Annotated in this window: 10 protein-coding genes and 1 pseudogene; 6 read left to right on the forward strand and 5 right to left on the reverse strand. The window is 74.8% G+C overall.

The annotated features are described in order from the left end of the window. Positions 1-635 precede the first annotated feature (635 nt). Positions 636-1,985: pseudogene (locus ABD330_RS10075) on the reverse strand (PP2C family protein-serine/threonine phosphatase); the annotation flags it as partial. A 168-nt stretch (positions 1,986-2,153) separates the two neighbouring features. After that, positions 2,154-3,458: an NAD(P)/FAD-dependent oxidoreductase gene (locus ABD330_RS10080; protein ID WP_425555495.1), complete on the reverse strand. Its 1,305-nt coding sequence runs from the start codon at positions 3,456-3,458 to the stop codon at positions 2,154-2,156. Between the two features lie 394 nt (positions 3,459-3,852). Between ABD330_RS10080 and ABD330_RS10085 the strand changes: the two genes are divergently transcribed. Both ABD330_RS10085 and ABD330_RS10090 read left to right on the forward strand, forming a co-directional pair. Beyond that, entirely contained in the window at positions 3,853-4,755 is a 903-nt protein-coding gene (locus ABD330_RS10085; RefSeq protein WP_344463127.1) for a TetR family transcriptional regulator, read from the forward strand. A gap of 231 nt (positions 4,756-4,986) precedes the next feature. Further along, a complete protein-coding gene (locus ABD330_RS10090; RefSeq protein ID WP_344463129.1) occupies positions 4,987-7,143 on the forward strand; it encodes a sigma-70 family RNA polymerase sigma factor in 2,157 nt (718 codons plus the stop codon). Positions 7,144-7,177: 34 nt separating this feature from the next. On the opposite strand, the gene ABD330_RS10095 is transcribed toward ABD330_RS10090, so the two are convergent. The 3 genes from ABD330_RS10095 to ABD330_RS10105 form a co-directional block, all read right to left on the reverse strand. Continuing rightward, the gene (locus ABD330_RS10095; protein WP_344463131.1) at positions 7,178-7,861 is read right to left on the reverse strand and encodes a DsbA family oxidoreductase; all 684 of its coding nucleotides are present in this window, start codon (positions 7,859-7,861) and stop codon (positions 7,178-7,180) included. Between the two features lie 121 nt (positions 7,862-7,982). Next, a complete protein-coding gene (locus ABD330_RS10100; RefSeq protein ID WP_344463133.1) occupies positions 7,983-8,483 on the reverse strand; it encodes a universal stress protein in 501 nt (166 codons plus the stop codon). 319 nt (positions 8,484-8,802) lie between these two features. Then, positions 8,803-10,950 carry an asparagine synthase-related protein gene (locus tag ABD330_RS10105; RefSeq protein ID WP_344463135.1) on the reverse strand — a complete coding sequence of 716 codons (2,148 nt, stop codon included), beginning with the start codon at positions 10,948-10,950 and terminating at the stop codon, positions 8,803-8,805. A gap of 686 nt (positions 10,951-11,636) precedes the next feature. Between ABD330_RS10105 and ABD330_RS10110 the strand changes: the two genes are divergently transcribed. From ABD330_RS10110 to trmB, 4 genes are all read left to right on the forward strand, one after another. Further along, positions 11,637-13,058 carry an NsdA family TPR-like regulatory protein gene (locus ABD330_RS10110; RefSeq protein ID WP_344463137.1) on the forward strand — a complete coding sequence of 474 codons (1,422 nt, stop codon included), beginning with the start codon at positions 11,637-11,639 and terminating at the stop codon, positions 13,056-13,058. Between the two features lie 485 nt (positions 13,059-13,543). Beyond that, complete coding sequence (locus tag ABD330_RS10115; protein ID WP_344463139.1) at positions 13,544-15,115, forward strand: TROVE domain-containing protein; 1,572 nt, start codon at positions 13,544-13,546, stop codon at positions 15,113-15,115. A gap of 90 nt (positions 15,116-15,205) precedes the next feature. Continuing rightward, the gene (gene lhgO, locus ABD330_RS10120) at positions 15,206-16,447 is read left to right on the forward strand and encodes an L-2-hydroxyglutarate oxidase (protein WP_344463141.1); all 1,242 of its coding nucleotides are present in this window, start codon (positions 15,206-15,208) and stop codon (positions 16,445-16,447) included. 56 nt (positions 16,448-16,503) lie between these two features. After that, on the forward strand, positions 16,504-17,334 hold the full coding sequence (trmB, locus tag ABD330_RS10125) for a tRNA (guanosine(46)-N7)-methyltransferase TrmB (RefSeq protein WP_344463143.1): 831 nt from the start codon (positions 16,504-16,506) through the stop codon (positions 17,332-17,334). Positions 17,335-17,510 lie beyond the last annotated feature (176 nt).

A 17,510-nucleotide genomic window follows, 5' to 3' on the forward strand; every position in this document is an offset into this window, starting at 1 on the left:
CGCGTTGAGCGGCACGACAACCACCGGAATAGGGCGGCCCCGTGCACTGCGTCCTCGCTGTGTTTTTACTACAAAAGGAATCTCCAACCCGGATCAAGGACCCGGGCCGGGGATGTCAACATATCTGGCGTTGACTTTTGGCACGCTGTTGAGTTCTCAAGGAACGGACGCTTCCTTCAAGCTGCTCTCGCAGGCTCTCCGGGCGCTTCGTTCTTTCGTGTTTCCAGCTTAGCAGACGTTTTCCGCTCCGTTTTCCGGAGTTTCGTTCATCCGATTTGCTTTCTTTCGGCCTTTCGGCAATCCAGACTCTACCAGGTTTCCCTGACCGTCTTTCCTGCCTTCCGGACCCTGTCGGAGCTGACCTGACGGCCCGTCCGACGCCTTGAACCTTAGCCGAAGGCCGCTCCGTAAAGCGAATCCGACCGCAACCCGATAAACACCCACAGCAATTCGCACCGAGGCGTGACAAAGCACGGCCCAGGTGGGACGAGAAGTGGTGGTTCAGAGGATTGGCCACCCCGGGACCGTCCGCGCCGAGCGTGTCCGGTTCTCCCTGTCAGGCAGCTCGGAGAACACTAGACCTCGGTGTTCGCCGAGTCAAGAGACGGACCCGGGTCCGGCGGAACGGGCAGGTCAGCCGGGAGGTGGAAGGCCAGGACGGCCACGTCGTCGTCGTGGTCGGAGGTGACGCCCATGGCCCGCAGCAGACGCGCGCAGACGACTTCGGGCTCGCCCACGGCGCCGCTGAGGGTGCGGGCCAGTTGGTCGAGACCCTGATCGATGTCCTCGTCCCGGCGTTCGACCAGGCCGTCGGTGTAGAGGACGCCGGTCGTGCCCGGGAGTAGGCGCAGGGTGTGCGAGAGGTGGGTGCCGCCGCCGGTGCCGAGCGGCGGGCCGTTCTGCTCCTCCCCGCGCAGCACCGTGCCGTCGGGGCAGCGGAGCAGGAGGGGGAGGTGGCCGGCCGAGGCGTAGAGGAGGGTGCCGGGGGCCGGATCCCAGATCGCGTAGGTGCAGGTGGCGATCTGGTTGGCGTCGATCTCCATCGCGATGCCGTCCAGCAGGTGCATCACCTCGTGGGGTGGCAGGTCGAGCCGGGCGTACGCGCGGACGGCGGTGCGCAGCTGCCCCATCACGGCGGCGGCCCGCAGGCCGCGGCCCATCACGTCGCCGATCACCAGGGCCGTCCGTCCGCCGCCGAGGCCGATGACGTCGTACCAGTCGCCGCCGACGGCGGCCTCGGCTCCGCCGGGCTGGTAGGTGGCGGCGACGCGCAGGTCCGCGGGTTGTTCGAGTTTCTGCGGGAGCAGGCTGCGTTGCAGGGTCACGGCCGCCTCGCGTTGGCGGCGTTCGGCCTCGCGCAGGCGGGTGGCGGCCTGGACCTGGTCGGTGATCTCGGTGGCGAAGATCAGGACGGCGGCCGGGTCCGTACCGCCGGCGCCGTGGGCGCGGCCGTTCGTACGGCCGGGCGGGCGGCCGGGCGCGCGTTCGGTGGAGTGGTCGGCCGAGTGGGCGGCCGAGTGGGCGGGGGGCGGGCCGACGGTGGAGAGCTCGGCCCCGAGCGGGACGCAGGAGACGTTGTAGTAGCGGCTGCCGCCGAGGCCGAGGATGCAGCGGGCCTTGACGCTGCGCGGGCGGCCGCTGCGGATGACCTGGTCGAGCAGGGGCAGCACGCCGAGCGCGGCGAGTTCCGGCAGGGCCTCGGACGCCGGGAGGCCGTTGGTGCGCTCGCCGAACAGTTCGCGGTAGGCGCGGTTGGCGTACCCGAGCTGGTGCAGCGGGCCGTAGGTGACGGCGATCGGTGCGGGCAGGCGGCGCAGGACGTCCCGGAGGTCGTACAGCTCGTGCAGGTCGCACAGGTCGAGCAGGGCCGGTGCGGTGGTGGGCTCACGCGGGCCCGGGACGGTGACGGGCTCTGCGGGTGCGGCGGGGAGAGCGGCTCGCCACGCGGCTCCGGTGAGCCTGGCGCTCCAGCGCATGAGGTTCAAAGGACGGCCGCTTCCTGGGTCAAATTACAGGTACTCAATCACACCTTGTATGCATCTTTGCACGCGCCGTGATGATCCGGTCCGCCTGATCCTGTCAGGACCGGGCACCGTTCCGGAAGTACCCGGTCCGCTACGGCCGTCTTCTCGGCTCCGGCCGGACCCCGCGGGTCACTGCTCGGGGTGGGTGTCCCACCCGGCCGCCTCGAACTCCGCACGCGGGTGTTCGACCGAACCGAGCGAGACCACCTCGCGGTTGAACAGGCCGCCGAGCAGCCAGTCGGTCAGCACCCGGACCCGGCGGTCGAAGCTGGGCAGCCGCCGCAGGTGGCGGGCCCGGTGCAGCCACCAGGCGCGGCGTCCGGTGAGCTGGCCGCCGCGCCTGGTGTGGGCGACGCCCCGGCCCAGGCCGAGCGAGGTCGAGCAGTCCAGACGTTCGGGGCGGTACGGGGCCGGCGGGCGGGAGTCCAGTTCGGCGGACAGGTTCTCGGCCAGCAGCCGGGCCTGGGCCAGCGCGTGCTGGGCGTTCGGGGCGCAGTACTCGGCGGCGGGGTCGGGTACGGCGGCGCAGTCGCCGGCCGCCCAGACGCCCGGCAGCGGCGCTCCGTCCGGGCCGAGCACCTGGAGGGTGGGCAGGCAGCGGACCCGGCCGGACCGGTCGAGCGGGAGGTCGGTGTCGCGCAGCAGCGGTGCGGGCCGGACGCCGGCGGTCCAGACCAGGGTGCGGGCGGCGAAGCGGCTGCCGTCCGAGAGGACCATCACCCGGTCGAGGGCGGACTCCAGGGTGGTGGCCAGCCGGACGTCGACGCTGCGGTCGCGCAGCTCGGCCAGGGTGTGGGCGGCGAGCTCGGGCGACTCCTCGGGCAGGATCCGGCCGGTGGCCTCGACGAGCACCCAGCGCAGGTCGTCGGCGGTCAGGTTGTGGTAGCCCTTGGCGGCGTACCGGGCCATGTCCTCCAGCTCGGCGAGCGCGCCGACGCCCGCGTACCCGGCGCCGACGAAGACGAAGGTCAGGGCGGACTGGCGGAGCGCCGGGTCCCGGGTGGAGGAGGCCAGGTCGAGCTGTTCCAGCACGTGGTTGCGCAGCGCGACGGCCTCGCCGACGCTGCCGAAGCCGAGGCCGTGCTCGGCGAGGCCGGGGACGGGGGCGGTGCGGGAGACCGAGCCGGGGGCCACCACCAGCAGGTCGTACCCGAGTTCGGTGGGCACGCCGTGCTCGCCGCGCGGGGCGGCGTCCACCCAGACCCGGCGGGTGGCGTGCTCGATCCGGGTGACCCGGGCGGTCAGCACCCGGCAGTCGGGCAGCACCCGGCGCAGGGGGACGACCACGTGCCGGGGGTCGATGGAGCCGGCCGCGACTTCGGCGAGCAGCGGGTGGTACGTCAGGTACGGCTGCGGCTCGACCACGGTGATCTCGGCCTGACCGGCCCGTAGTCGGGGTCGCAGGGTCTGCTGGAGGCGGAGTGCGGCGGACATCCCGGCGCAGCCACCGCCGACGATGAGGATCCTGATGGGAGCTCCCCCTGTCGATGTGACCCGGTTCACGCCTCCATGACGCCCTGCCGGGGGGCTTCTTGTCCACAGGGCGTACCGGATCCGGCCGGGCGGATCTGATCGAGAGCCGTCCGGATTTCCGGTTGTACTGGGGTTTCGGTCCACTTCTGCCGCGAACTTCCTTGAACTATGGTCGGATTGTGCGCCGGGGCCGAACGGACCGGCTGCGGCCTACTGCGGTTTCCGACTGCGCGGGGGCGAACCGGGGAAGGTTGGTCCACGAAGGCGCCCGGTCCCGGGCGGCCTTGGCACGCACCGGGGGGTGCGAGTGGCCAGGCAGGGATGCCCGTCCGGGCTCCTGCGGGGGAGGTTGGGGATGACGGATCAGGATCAGGCGTTCGAGCTCTCGCTGCCGATGGAGCGGGTCCAGAACTCTGGAGTGGTGCCCGAGCAACGCGGTCCGGCGGAGCACCGGTTGTACGGCGGGCAGGTCTTCGGCGAGCAGGTGTACGAGTCCCCCGAGGCGGCGTACGAGCTCGGCGGGCCGGCCCCGGGCGGGGCGGCGGACGCCCCGGCCGGCCCGGGGCCCGGCCGGCTGCGGGTGGATGCCAGGCGGAACCTGGAGAGCGTGCTGCGGGCCGCCCGGCAGGTGTTCGGCGAGCTCGGCTACGACGCTCCGATGGAGGAGGTGGCCCGCCGGGCCGGGGTCGGGGTCGGCACGGTGTACCGCCGCTTCCCCAGCAAGGAGGTGCTGGTCCAGCGGATCGCGGCCGAGGAGGTCGCCTGGCTGACCACCCGGGCCAGGGAGTCGCTGTACGGGAGCGCCGGGCCGTGGGACGCGCTGGCCGACTACCTGTCCCGGGCCGTGGCTTCGGGTGCCGGGAGGCTGCTGCCGCCGTCCGCCTTCCGGTACGCGGAGGAGCTCGGGACGGCCGCCGACCGGACCGTGCCGGAGCTGCGGCTCGCGGAGCAGCAGGAGCCCGGCGACGAGCGGTACGCCTGCGACGACGCCGATCCCCGGCTGCTGCTGCACCTGTTGGCCGCGCTGGTGGCACGGGCCGCCGCCGCCGGGGAGCTCCGGCCGGGGGTGACGGTGTCGGACGTGGTGCTGGTGCTGACCGCCGCGGTGCCGGTGCACGTGCAGCAGGCGCAGGCCGTCGACGGCGAGGGCGCGGGTGCCGGGGGCGGAGGCGGTGCCGGGGACGGTGCGGGTCAACCGCACGACGCGCCCTCGGAGCGGTTACTGCGGATTCTGCTGAACGGGCTGCGGGCCCGCTGAAATCAGGGTGGTTCCGGCTCGAACGCACCCACGGGGCACCGCACTCAGGGGTGGGCCGGTGCCGCTCCGGCTACCGGTCCCAGCTCCGCTATGCCATTCTTTGGCCGTGGTTGGAGCCATTGTCCCATTGCGCGCCGTTCGCCCGTCTGCCGCACCGGACGCGGGTGCCGTCCGCCGTGCGGACGGCGCGCGGGGCCGCACCGCGGACCGTGCCGAGTGCTGGGGGCCAGCTTGAGCGCCGAGGAGCAGAACGACTGCGGCTACGGCCGGGAGCTGCCCGGGCAGGTCCCGGACCAGCCCGGCGCCCCCCTGCGGGAGTCGCTCGCCGGGCGGGTGCCCGGCCAGGCCCCGGCCGGGCAGGGCGGGGTGACACCGGAGGCGTTCGTCGCCAGTGAGCCCGTCCGCGACCCCGCGCGGGAGACCACCCGGGGCGCGGACGGCGACCCCGCCCGGGGCGGGCCGGCGGCCGAGGACGCCCCGCAGCGCCCGATGGTCCCGGCGCCGGCCGATCCGGTGGACGGCGAACGTCCGCCGTCGGACGCCGAGTTGACCGCACTGGTGCGGGCCGGCGACGACACCGCGTACGAGGAGATCTACCGCCGGCACGCCGCATCGGTCCGCCGCTACGCCCGGACCTGCTGCCGCGACAACTTCACCGCCGAGGACCTGGCGGGCGAGGTCTTCGCCCGGACGCTCCAGGCACTGCGGGCGGGCAAGGGACCGGAGTTCGCCGTCCGCGCCTACCTGCTGACGGCGGTGCGCAACGTCGCCGCGGCCTGGGCCCGCAGCGAGCGGCGCGAGCAACTGGTCGACGACTTCGGCGCGTTCGCCCAGACCGCGGCCGCGGCCGGCGAACTGGACCTGGCCGACCCGGGCGCGGACGCCTGGGCGATGGCGTTCGCGGACCAGCGGATGGTGATGCAGGCGTTCGTCGAACTGCCCGAGGACGACCGGATGGTGCTCTGGCACACCGAGGTCGAGCGGGAGTCGCCGAAGACCGTCGCCGTACTGCTCGGCAAGACCGCGAACGCGACCGCCGTCCAGGCCCACCGGGCCCGGGACCGGCTGGCCGCCGGCTTCCTGCAGGCGCACGTCTCGGGCAGCCAGGACCAGGACTGCGCGGCATACGCCAACCGGCTCGGCGCGTACGCCCGCGGGTCGCTGCGCAAGCGCGCCTCGACCGAGGTGGGCCGGCATGTCCAGGAGTGCGACCGCTGCACGGCGGCCTACCTGGAGCTGACCGAGATCAACACCGGGCTGCGGGCCGTCCTGCCGGGCGGCGTGCTGGTCTGGATCGGGGCCGGGTACTTCGCGGCGGCGGCCGCCGCCGTCGGTGCCGGCGCGGTCGGCGCGACCGCCGTGGTCGGCGGCGCGGCGGCCGGTGGCTCGGCTGCAGGCGGTACGGCAGTAGGCGGTGCGGCAGCCGGTGGTGCGGCAGCCGGGTCCGCCGGTGGCGGCACCGGCGGAGGTGCGGCCGCGGCGGCCGGTGAGGGTCTGGGTACGGCGGCCAAGGCGAGCATCGCGGCCGGTGTCGCGGTGGCCGCGGCGGCCGCCGTCGCCTACGCGTTCACCAGCGCGCCCGCGCCGCGGCAACCGGTGTCGGCCCCGGCCGTCTCCTCACCCGCCCTGCCCCCGCCGGTGTCCCCCTCGCGCGCGGTGCCGCCCCCGGTCGAACCGTCCGAGGAGCCCACCCCGACCCCCTCCCCCGCCACGCACCCGCCGGCCCCCTCGCCGTCGCCCCGGCCGAGCCGGGTACCCGCCGCGCCCGCGCCGTCTCCCCGCGCGGCGACGCCGTCGGCGCCGGCGCCGACCCCGACACCCGACCCACCGCTACCCCCCGTGCCCAGCCCGCCGCCGGTCCCGACGCCGGTCCCGGTCCCGACCGTCACCCCGCCGCCCGTCCCCGACCCGCCGACTCCCCCGCCACCCCCACCGGTGGCCACGCCGACCGACTTCTGGGTGGACGACCTGCCGTTCGGCCAGGGGCACCACCGGGTACCGCCCGGCGAGCCGACCATCCGGCGGGACAGCGGCTGGCTGTGGCGGCGCAACGGGCTCTCACTGGACGGCGAGTACCACCGGCACGGGCTGAGCGTGCGCGCGCCGTCGACCGTGACCGTCGACCTCAACCGGCCCTGCACCTCGTTCCAGGCCGTCACCGGGCTGGACGACCTCGGCCTGCGGGTCGGCGACGTGGTCTTCAGCGTGCAGGGCGGGGACGGCCGGACGCTCTGGCAGTCCGGCCGGGTCGGCCCGGACGACGGGCCGCTGCCCGTCCGGGTGCCACTGGACGGGCAGCAGTCGATCCGCCTGGTGGTCAGCCCGGCGGCCGGCGGCTGGGGCCTGATCAACCTCGCCGACTGGGCCGACGCGCGCTTCACCTGCTGAGCGGCCCGGCCGCTCCCCGGGGGAGCGCCTCCGCTCAGATCGCGCAGGCGTCGTCCGCGCAGGCGTTCGCGGCGGGCACGGCCGTGCCGGTCTCCGCTGCGACCTGCTTGAGGACCTGGAGGAAGGCTTCGGCCTCCTGGCCGCCCTGGACGGCCCACTTGCCCTCGAAGACGAAGGTCGGCACCGCGCTGATGCCGATCTCGCGGGCCTCGGCGAGCTGCGCCCGGACCTCCGCTGTGCCCTCCTCGCCCGCGAGGTAGGCCGCGACCCGGGCCCGGTCCAGGCCCGCGGCGACGGCGACCTCGGTGAGCTGCTCGCGGTCGCCCACGTCCACGCCGTCGCTGAAGTGCGCCTTCAGCAGCCGCTCCTTCAGGTCGCCCTGCACCGCCGCGCCGTACTCCGTCTCGGCCAGGTGGAGCAGGCGGTGGCCCAGGAAGGTGTTGGCGTGCAGCGCCGCGTCGAAGTCGTAGTCGATGCCCTCGGCCTTGCCGAGCTCGGCGACCCGGGCGTCCATCGCGACGGACTGCGGCCCGTAGCGCTCCGCCAGCCAGGCGCGGTGCGGGCTCGCCGTCTCCGGGGCGTCCGGGACCAGCTGGTACGGGCGGTAGACGACCTCGACGCCGTCCTTGCCCTCGAACCGGTCGAGCGCCTGCTCGAAGCGGCGCTTGCCGATGTAGCACCACGGGCATGCGATGTCCGAGTAGATCTCGACCTTCATGACGGCTGACTCCTGTCGGGGGGTGAATGGTCCGAAAGGGTGAACCGTCAACGACCTGCGGGCATTCCCCTATGTCCGGTTTGTCGATTCCGCGTGCCCCCGCCCCCGCGAGGTCCGGCCGCTACGGACGACGGGCCGGCGGCGCCGGGACCACCAGCACCGGGCAGGCGGCGTGGTGCACCGCGGCCGAACTGACCGAGCCGAGCAGCAGCCGGGTGAAACCGCCGTTGCCCCGGGTACCCACCACCAGGGTGTGCTGGCCCGGCGTGCAGGCCAGCAGCACCTCGATCACGTTGCCGAGCACCACGTGCAGCACGAGGTCGCCCTCGTACCGCTGCGAGCGCGCCGCCTGCACGGTGGCGACGGCCCGGCGCAGGCCGTCCGCCATGCTCTCGACCAGCCGCTCGATGCTCTCCCGGACCAGCTCGACCATCCCCGGCGGGTAGCCCGTCGGGGACGGGTTGACCACCGCCAGGACGTACAGCGGCAGGCCGAACACCTCGGCCTCCGTCATCGCCCGGTCGAGCGCCCAGAGCGAGCCGTCCGACCCGTCACAGGCCGCCAGGACTCCGGACGGGGCGGCGGCCGGCGGCTCGCCGAGCACCGGGAGGGAATCGGTCATCAGGGCTCCTCTGAGCGGGTGCCTCCATCATGACGCGAGACAGCTTGCAGCTCGCCTGCAGTTGCACTCTCCCGGGACGCGGGACAGCTGTGCAGCTCGCCTGCAGTTGCACCGTCCCAAGGGGCGCGGGGAACTGCGCGAGGGCGGAGCGCGCCGGGCCGTTACTCCCGATTTCGCGCAGTTCCCCGCGCCCCCTGAGGTCAACCGTGAGCATCCGGTAACCCCGCGGAGCGCGCCGGGGCGTTACTCCCGATTTCGCGCAGTTCCCCGCGCCCCCTGGGGGTTGGCCCTACCTGTGCAGTTCCCCACCCCTCGGGGCCTACCCAGAACCTCCGCGGAGCGGCAGGGCGGGGCGTTCGGGGAGGGGGAGGCCGGTCCAGCAGGAGCCGTGGCGGCGGGCCCGCACGCGGCGGAGCCAGAGTTCGGTGGAGACCAGGTCGGCGAGGCCGGCGAGGGTGCCCGGGGGAAGGTCGGCTGCGGGGTCGGCGGCCCGGGTGAGTGCCCGGCGGACGGCGGGGAGGTCGATCAGCCCGGCCTCTGCCAGCAGCGGCTCGCGGAACAGTTCGGCGAGGCCGTCCGCGGCGAGCCGCAGGCCGGTGCGGGCGGCGGTGGCGCGGTCGGGGCGCGGGCCGCGGCCCCAGTCGGCGGGGAGGTCGCTGCGGCCCGCGCCGGTGAGCACCGCGCGCAGCAGGGCGTGCCGGGCGCCGGGCTGGAGGCGGATCTCGTCGGGCAGCAGTCCGGCGGCCCGGACCACCTGGTTGTCGAGGAAGGGCGCGTGCAGCCGCTGGCCGTACTGTTCGGTGGCCTGGACCAGGGTGCGGTACTCGGCGGCCCGCCGGTGCAGGGCGAGCCCGGCGAGGCGGGCGCCCGGGGGTTCGGTCGGCGCGGGTCCGCGGGCGGCCAGCCGGAGCCGGAGCGCGACGGCGGAGAGCGCGTCGTCGGAGAGCCAGCGGGCGGCCGGGCCCGGCACGCACCAGGCCAGGGCGGCGGCGGCCCCCTTCGCGGTGCCGGCCTGCCGGACGGTGAGTTTCACGGCGGCGTCGTCGAGCGCCTCCGCGTACCGGGCCCGGGCCAGCCGGTTGGCCGCGCGCAGCACCGCCACGGGGGTGCGCAGGCCGCTGCCGCCCGCCGCCCGGTCGGCGCCGGCCAGCGCGACCACGGGCGGGAGGAGTTCGCGGGGGCGGCCGTCCCTGATCAGGTCGGCGAGCCGGGCGGGGTGGCCGTCGAGCACCTGGCGGGCGCCGTAGCCGGTGAGGTGGTCGGCGCCGCCGGCGCTGAACCGGGTGCCGATCCGGGCGGTGGAGACCAGCACCGGCCCGGGTTCGTCGGTGAGCGGTCCCGGCGGCAGCTCGGGCAGCGCGTCGGCGAGTTCGGCGTACGGGAGGGTGGGCGGCAGGACGATGTGCCGCAGCCTGGGCACCTCGACGGCGAGCGCGCTGCCGCTCGCCTCGCCGACCGTCACGGCGGTGAGGGTGTCGGAGGAGCCGCACGGCGGCGGGGGCCGGGTGGCGGCCAGGGGTTCCACGGGCCGTTGGTGGCCCGGCCGGGCCCAGGAGCCCTTGACCGCGCCCGTCCTGGGCCGCTCGGCGGCGGGCGGCGCGTCCGGGCCCGGGGCGCGGGCCGGGGGGCTGATCGGGACGGCGGCGGCGAGCAGGGCGACGGTCGCCGAGGCGGTGCCGTACGAGAGGTCCACGCCGAGGCCGGGACGGTCGGCGGCCACGGCCGAGGTGCGGACCCGGCAGCGGACCGACTCCAGCAGCGCGCGGGTGAGTTCGCGCACCGCCGGCGCCTCCGCGCGCCGTCCTTGCGCGCCCCCCTGCTCGTACGGCGCGACGTAGGGGTGCCCGCCCCGGACGGCGAGCACGTGCCCCGGCGGCACCCGCCGGACGCCGACGAAGGGGGTGCCGGTGCCGAGCGCCTCCGGCGACTCGGGGCAGGCCAGCCGGGCGGCGAGGTGGCCGGTGTCGAGCGGGGCGCCGATCAGGTCCGCGAGCGGGAGGGCGGCCGTGGCGTAGGCCGTGCCGCCCGTCCAAGGGGTGTGGAAGACCGGTAGTACGCCCGCCAGGTCGGTGAGCAGCAGGGTGCTGCGGGTGCCGGAGCGCAGCACCACGGTGTAGCTGCCGGGCCAGCTGGTGAGGTGCCGGACGGCGCCGCCGCGCGCCGCCGCGAGGCCGGCGGCGAGTTCGGCGTCGGAGGCGCCGCAGCGGCCCAGCACGGCGAGGCGGGTGGTGGCGGGGGTGTCCTGCGCGGTGTCGTCGGCGACGGGGTCGGGCACGGTGCTGACGGCCGCCGGGGCGCCGGGCCGGAGGGTGACCAGGCGGATCTCGTCCGGGCGCCAGTCGCCCACCGCCCAGAGGGGGTTGGGCCCGCCCCAGAGGGCGGTGCCGGCGAGCGGCCGGACGGCGCTCGGCGCCCGCTGCGCGCCCGCGCCGGGCGCGCTCCCGCTCCAGCCCGTGAGCCACCGCATCGCGCCTCCACCTGACGAGGTTCCGGGCGCGCCGTACCGCTTGCCGTACCTCCGGCATGCGGTGGCGCACCGTCAGGAGACATCGTGCCACCGGATGTGCCCACGGTGACCTGAGTCGGCGGGAGTCGTGCGTGCCGCCCGGTGGTGCGGAGGTTCGGGGCGGGCCGGGCCTCCCCCTCCGTGGCCCGGGCCGCCCCCGGCGCTCCGCCGGGCCACCCTGTCATGGACATCGACGGATGGCCGAAAGGCGACGCACTGCCCGGGAGGGCATCCGCATGCCCTCCCGGACCCACCGCCGCCCGCGGGGATGGAGGCAACGGTGTCCCCCGGCCCGCCGGGTCCTCGACGGCGGGCCGACCCACAGCGTCCAGCGAATCGCCCACCTGCCGCTCGGACCAGGGGGCACGGCCGGGCGCACATCGACACGGGACCGGAGCACGACCGTCCGGCTCACGGCACCGGGGCCACCGCGCGCCGTGCCCCGCCCGGCTCGTTCGCACCCCGGCCGGGCGCGGGTTCCCGCCATCCGGAATGCGAGGCCTTAACCCTCGGAACGCGGCCGACTACTCTAGGTGCAGCAGCATGGAGGCTCCACATACCGCGCCCTCTGCTCATGCCGCCATCCGCGTAACTCCGCAGAAGCCACAGGACGCCGCAGGACGCCGCCAGGGGGTGCCGCCGCCACCATGACCGTCAGCTCACGAGGGCCGAACGACCGGCTCGGTACGCTCCTCACCCTCGCCCAGATCAGCAACGCCGGCCTCGCCCGCCGGGTCAACGACCTCGGTTCCCAGCGCGGCCTGACGCTCCGCTACGACAAGACCTCGGTGGCCCGCTGGGTCAGCAAGGGCATGATCCCGCAGGGCCCGGTGCCGCACCTGATCGCGACGGCGATCGGCAGCAAGCTGGGCCGGCCGGTGCCGCTGGACGAGATCGGCCTCGGCGACACCGACCCGACGCCCGAACTCGGCCTGGCCTTCCCGCGCGAGGTGCCGGAGGCGGTCCGTTCGGCCACCGACCTGTGGCGGGTCGACCTGGAGCTGCGGCGCGGGCCGGGCGGCGGGCGGTGGAGCGACAGCCTGGCGGGCACGTTCGCGGTGGCCGCGTACGCGACGCCGGTCTCGCGCTGGCTGATCACCCCGGCCGACGGCTCGGTCGCCCGGGAGGCGGACGCCCCCGACCTGACCGGCTACCGGGTGGGCCACTCGGACGCCGCCAAACTGCGCGAGGCGGCCCAGGAGGCCCGCCGCTGGGACTCCAAGTACGGCGGCGGGGACTGGCGTTCCTCGATGGTGCCGGAGTGCCTGCGGCTGGAGGCCGCGCCGCTGCTGCTGGCCTCGTACAGCGACGCGGTGGGCCGGGCGCTGTTCGGCGCCACCGCCGAACTCACCCGGCTCGCCGGGTGGATGGCCTTCGACACCGGCCAGCACGAGGCGGCCCAGCGGTACTACATCCAGGCGCTGCGGCTGGCCCGGGCCGCCGCCGACGTGCCGCTGGGCGGCTACGTGCTGGCCTCGATGAGCCTGCAGGCCAGCTACCGGGGCTTCGCGGAGGAGGCGGTGGACCTCGCGCAGGCCGCCCTGGAGCGCAACCGGGGCCTGGCGACGGCGCGGACGATGAGCTTCTTCCACCTGGTGGAGGCACGGGCCCAGGCCAAGAGCCGCAATGCTCCGGCGTGTGCGGCGGCGCTCAACGCCGCGGAGGGCGCATTGGAGCGCGCACGCGCCGGGGACCACGATCCGGCGTGGATCGACTTCTACGCCTACGACCGGCTGGCCGCCGACGCGGCCGAGTGCTTCCGCGACCTCGGCGTTCCGGCCAAGGTGCGCGCCTTCACCCGCGAGGCGCTGGCCCGGCCGACCGAGGGCTTCGTCCGCTCGCACGGGCTGCGGCTGGTGGTCTCCGCGATGGCCGAGGCCGAGGCGGGCGACCTGGAGGCCGCCGTGGCGGCCGGCGAGCGCGCGGTCGACGTGGCCGGACGGATCTCCTCCCAGCGCAGCCGCGACTACGTGGTGGAGATGCTGCGGCGGCTGGAGCCCTTCCAGGCCGAACGCCGGGTCCGGGAACTGACCGAACGGGCCCGGCTGGTCCTGGTGACACCGGCGTAGGCCCGGGCGAAAACCGGATGCGGGTCCGAACGGGGTCCGGATACGGTTCCTCTTGTCCAGGTGCGCAGGCAGAGGTTACTTCCACTGTTAATGGGCAGGTCGCGGGTTCGAGTCCCGTCACCGGCTTAAGGCCGGTGTAGCTCAGTCGGCAGAGCAGCTTCGTCACCTCAGCCGCTTCTGTTCTCTGGACACCCACATTCTGAATAGGTTTTGCCGCACCTCCCGGTGCGCAGGCAGCGGTTACTTCTTGGCAGGGTTCCCCCAGCGGGGAGCCGCGGTTCGAATCCGCGCACACCGCCGCCACCATGATCTCGGGAGGCACAGCTCCGGGGGGTGCCCGGTGCGCAGGCGGTGGCTACTTCCGTGGAGTGCCCGTCAGGGTGCGTTGAAGCAGAGTCCGACCATGCCACCGCCGCCTTTGTTCTCGGGCACCCTTCGCTCCGCCGTGCCCTCCTCCCTTCACCACCCAGCAGGGGGGCACCACCATGTCGCGTTTCAACATCCGCCGGACCAAGGCCGCACCGAGCTCGCCCGTGACCAGTACCGGGCAGCGCACCGTCAACCAGGCCGGCGGCACCGGACACCTCCGGGACGCGAAGTCCGAGCTCTTCCTGCTGGCGGTGGCCAACCTGGTCGGCCAGGACACCTTCTACGAGCAGGGCGGCTCGCGCGACGACCGTTTCACCGCGCTGGTCCGCAAGCTCGCCGTCAGCGACCCGGAGTGGACGCTCGGGCTGCTCCGCTGGCTGCGCCACGGCGCGGCCATGCGGACGGCCGCGCTGGTCGGGGCCGCCGAGTTCACCCGCGCGCGGCTGGACGCCGGCGCCCCGGGGTACTCCCGGCAGGTGGTCGACGCCGTCCTCCAGCGCCCGGACGAGCCGGGCGAGTTGCTCGCGTACTGGACCTCCCGGTACGGGCGCCGGCTGCCGCAGCCGCTCAAGCGCGGCATCGCCGACGCCGTCCGGCGGCTCTACAGCGGGCGGGCACTGCTGAAGTACGACACCGCCTCCAAGGGGTACCGCTTCGGCGACGTGCTGGAGCTCACCCACCCCTCCCCGGACCCGGCCAAGCCCTGGCAGGGCGCGCTCTTCAAGTACGCGCTGGACCGCAGGCACCACCCGGACGAGGCCGTCCCGCCGGCGGCCGACCCGCTGCTGACCGCCAACCGCGAGCTGCTCGCCCTGCCGGTCGGGCAGCGCCGGGCCGTGGTCACCGGCCCGGACGGCGCCGAACGGCTGGCCGCCGCCGGGATGACCTGGGAGGCGCTGGCGGGCTGGCTGCAGGGCCCGCTGGACGCCGCCGCCTGGGAGGCGGTCATCCCGTCGATGGGCTCGATGGCGCTGGTGCGGAACCTGCGCAACTTCGACCAGGCCGAGGTCTCGGACGAGGTCGCCGCCGAGGTGGCCCGCCGGATCGCCGACCCGGCGGAGGTCAGGCGCTCCCGTCAGTTCCCGTTCCGCTACCTGGCCGCGCACCGCCACGCACCGTCGCTGCGCTGGGGGCACGCGCTGGAGCTCGCGCTCCGGCACTCGCTCGCCAACGTGCCGGCGCTGCCCGGCCGTACGCTGATCCTGGTGGACCGGTCCGGCTCGATGTTCGACCGGCCGAGCGCACAGACCCAGCTCAACCGGGCCGACTCGGCGGCCGTCTTCGGCACCGCGCTGAAGGTCCGTGCCGCCGACGCCGACCTGGTCGAGTTCGGCAGCACCAGCAACGTGATCGCGGTCGGCAAGGGCGAGCCCGTCCTCAAGGTGCTGGAGCGGTTCGGCAACCTCGGGGGCACCGAGACCGGCCGGGCCGTCCAGGAGCACTTCCGGGGCCACGACCGGGTGGTGATCGTCACCGACGAGCAGGCGTACGGGACCTGGGGCGGCGACCCGCTCGCCGGGATCCCGGCCGACGTGCCCGTCTACACCTGGAACCTCGCCGGGTACCGGACCGGCCACGCCCCGTCCGGCTCGGCGCACCGGCACACCTTCGGCGGGCTCACCGACGCGGCCTTCCGGCTCGTCCCGCTGCTGGAGGCGGGCCGGGACGCCTCCTGGCCCTGGGAGTAGCGCCGCCCTCTCGACCGGCCCCCGCCCCCGTGCCACTATCTTCACGCCGGACATCACGGCGGCGGGGGTCCGGTCGACCGAGGGGCAGCAGTGGCTTACGACTTCGACGTGTCGGTGGTGGGCGGCGGGATCGTCGGCCTGTCCACGGCGTACGCACTGACGCTGGCCCGGCCCGGGCTGCGGGTCGTGGTGCTGGAGAAGGAACAGACCTTCGCCGCGCACCAGACCGGCCGCAACAGCGGCGTCATCCACAGCGGTGTGTACTACCGCCCGGGTTCGCTGAAGGCCCGTTACGCCACCACCGGCGCCGCCGAGATGGTCGAGTTCTGCCGCGAGCACGGCATCCCGTACGAGGTGACCGGCAAGCTGATCGTCGCCACGGAACGCGCCGAACTGCCGCGCCTGCACGCACTGGCGCAGCGCGGCCGGGAGAACGGCATCCCGGTGACCGAGCTGGGCGCGGCACGGATCGGCGAGTACGAGCCCGAGGTGACCGGCCTGGCCGGGCTGCACATCGGCTCCACCGGCATCTGCGACTTCCCCGCCGTCGCCCGCACCTACGCGCGGCTGGCCGAGCAGGCCGGGGCGGTGCTGCGGACCGGCACCGAACTGCGCGGGGTGACCCGGCGGGCGGACGGCCTCACGCTGCGGACCGGCACCGGCACCGGCGAGCTGCGCTGCGCGGTGCTGGTCAACTGCGCGGGCCTGCAGAGCGACCGGATCGCCCGGCTGGCCGGGGGCGACCCCGGTGTGCGGATCATCCCGTTCCGCGGGGAGTACTACGAACTGACCAAGGAGAAGCGGGAGCTGGTCCGCGGGCTGGTCTACCCCGTGCCGGACCCGGCGTTCCCGTTCCTCGGCGTCCACCTCACCCGGGGTGTGCACGGCGACGTCCACGTCGGCCCGAACGCCGTCCCCGCCCTCGCCCGGGAGGGATACGACTGGCGCACCGTACGGCCGCGCGACCTCGCCGAGACACTCGCCTTCCCCGGCACCTGGCAGATCGCCCGGCGGCACTGGCGGTACGAGGTGGGCGAGTTGCACCGCTCACTGTCCAAGCGGGCGTTCACCACGGCCGTGCAGCGGCTGCTGCCGGCCGTGACCGCCGCCGACCTGGTGCCGGCCACGGCGGGCGTCCGGGCCCAGGCCGTCGCCCGGGACGGCTCGCTGCTGGACGACTTCGCCTTCGCGGGCTTCGACCCCGACGACGCGTCCTCCACCCGGCGGGTGGTGCACGTGCTGAACGCGCCGTCCCCGGCGGCCACCGCCTCGCTGCCGATCGGACGCGAGGTCGCCCGCCGGGCGCTCGCGGCGCTCGAAGCGGGCGGGTGAGGCGTCCGTCACGCCCCGGCGGGCACCCGGACACGCCCCCGTAGAATGGGGCGATTGTGACTGCCACCGCCCCCAGCCCCCAGCCCTCCCCGTCCGCCCGGCTCTCCGCCGCCCCGGCCGGGTACCCCGCCCCGATGTACCCGCACCGGGCCACCGAGGCCCAGCACAGCGAGCACCGGATCCGCAGCTTCCAGCCCCGCCGGGGCCGGATGACCAACGCCCAGGCCGGTGCACTGGACCGGGGCTGGGAGCAGTACGGGCTGGCCATCGACGGCAGCCCGCTCGACCTGAAGACCCTCTTCGACGGCCGCCCGGTCACCCTGGAGATCGGCTTCGGCATGGGCGAGACCACGGCCACGATGGCCGCCGCCGACCCGGAGACGGGCATCCTGGCCGCCGACGTGCACACCCCCGGCCACGGCAACCTGCTCCAGCTGCTGGAGCGCGACGACTCGCGCAACGTCCGGCTCGCCGCCGGCGACGCGGTGATCCTGCTGCGCGACATGCTGCCGGACGCCTCGCTGTCCGGTCTGCGGGTGTACTTCGCCGACCCGTGGCCCAAGCCCAAGCACCACAAGCGGCGACTGATCCAGCCGTCCTTCCTGGACCTGGTGCTCCCCCGGCTCGCCGCCGGGTCGCTGGTGCACTGCGCGACCGACTGGGAGCCGTACGCCGAGCAGATGCTCGACGTCCTCTCCGGCTCGCCCGAACTGGAGAACCTGCACCCCGAAGGCGACGGCACCGGCTGGCTGGAGCCCGCCGACCACCCCGCCGGCAGCGTTCCGGGCTACGCGCCCAGGCCCGACTGGCGGCCGGTCACCAAGTTCGAACGGGCCGGGATAGCGAAGGGGCACGTGGTCCACGACCTGCTCTTCCGTCGTCGCTGAGGTTCCCTTTCAGGGGGATCCGATCACGGGCGCAGGCAGCCTTGCGCTCACTGCAACCCCAGCAGGGGCGCGGGGAACTGCGCGCGCAACCGTGCACGGACGTCGTGCCCTGGTCGCGCAGTTCCCCGCGCCCCTGGAGGAACCCTGTCCTGAGGGTGAGCTCATAACTGAGCGGG

The organism is Kitasatospora kazusensis, assembly GCF_039529945.1.
GTDB lineage: Bacteria > Actinomycetota > Actinomycetes > Streptomycetales > Streptomycetaceae > Kitasatospora > Kitasatospora kazusensis.

Bases quoted from the DNA above. Each gene is read 5' to 3' on its own strand.
- ABD330_RS10105 (WP_344463135.1), bottom strand. From the start codon at position 10,950: ATGCGGTGGCTCACGGGCTGGAGCGGGAGCGCGCCCGGCGCGGGCGCG.
- ABD330_RS10085 (WP_344463127.1), top strand. From the start codon at position 3,853: ATGACGGATCAGGATCAGGCGTTCGAGCTCTCGCTGCCGATGGAGCGG.
- ABD330_RS10095 (WP_344463131.1), bottom strand. From the start codon at position 7,861: ATGAAGGTCGAGATCTACTCGGACATCGCATGCCCGTGGTGCTACATC.
- ABD330_RS10115 (WP_344463139.1), top strand. From the start codon at position 13,544: ATGTCGCGTTTCAACATCCGCCGGACCAAGGCCGCACCGAGCTCGCCC.
- ABD330_RS10110 (WP_344463137.1), top strand. From the start codon at position 11,637: ATGACCGTCAGCTCACGAGGGCCGAACGACCGGCTCGGTACGCTCCTC.
- ABD330_RS10100 (WP_344463133.1), bottom strand. From the start codon at position 8,483: ATGACCGATTCCCTCCCGGTGCTCGGCGAGCCGCCGGCCGCCGCCCCG.
- ABD330_RS10080 (WP_425555495.1), bottom strand. From the start codon at position 3,458: ATGTCCGCCGCACTCCGCCTCCAGCAGACCCTGCGACCCCGACTACGG.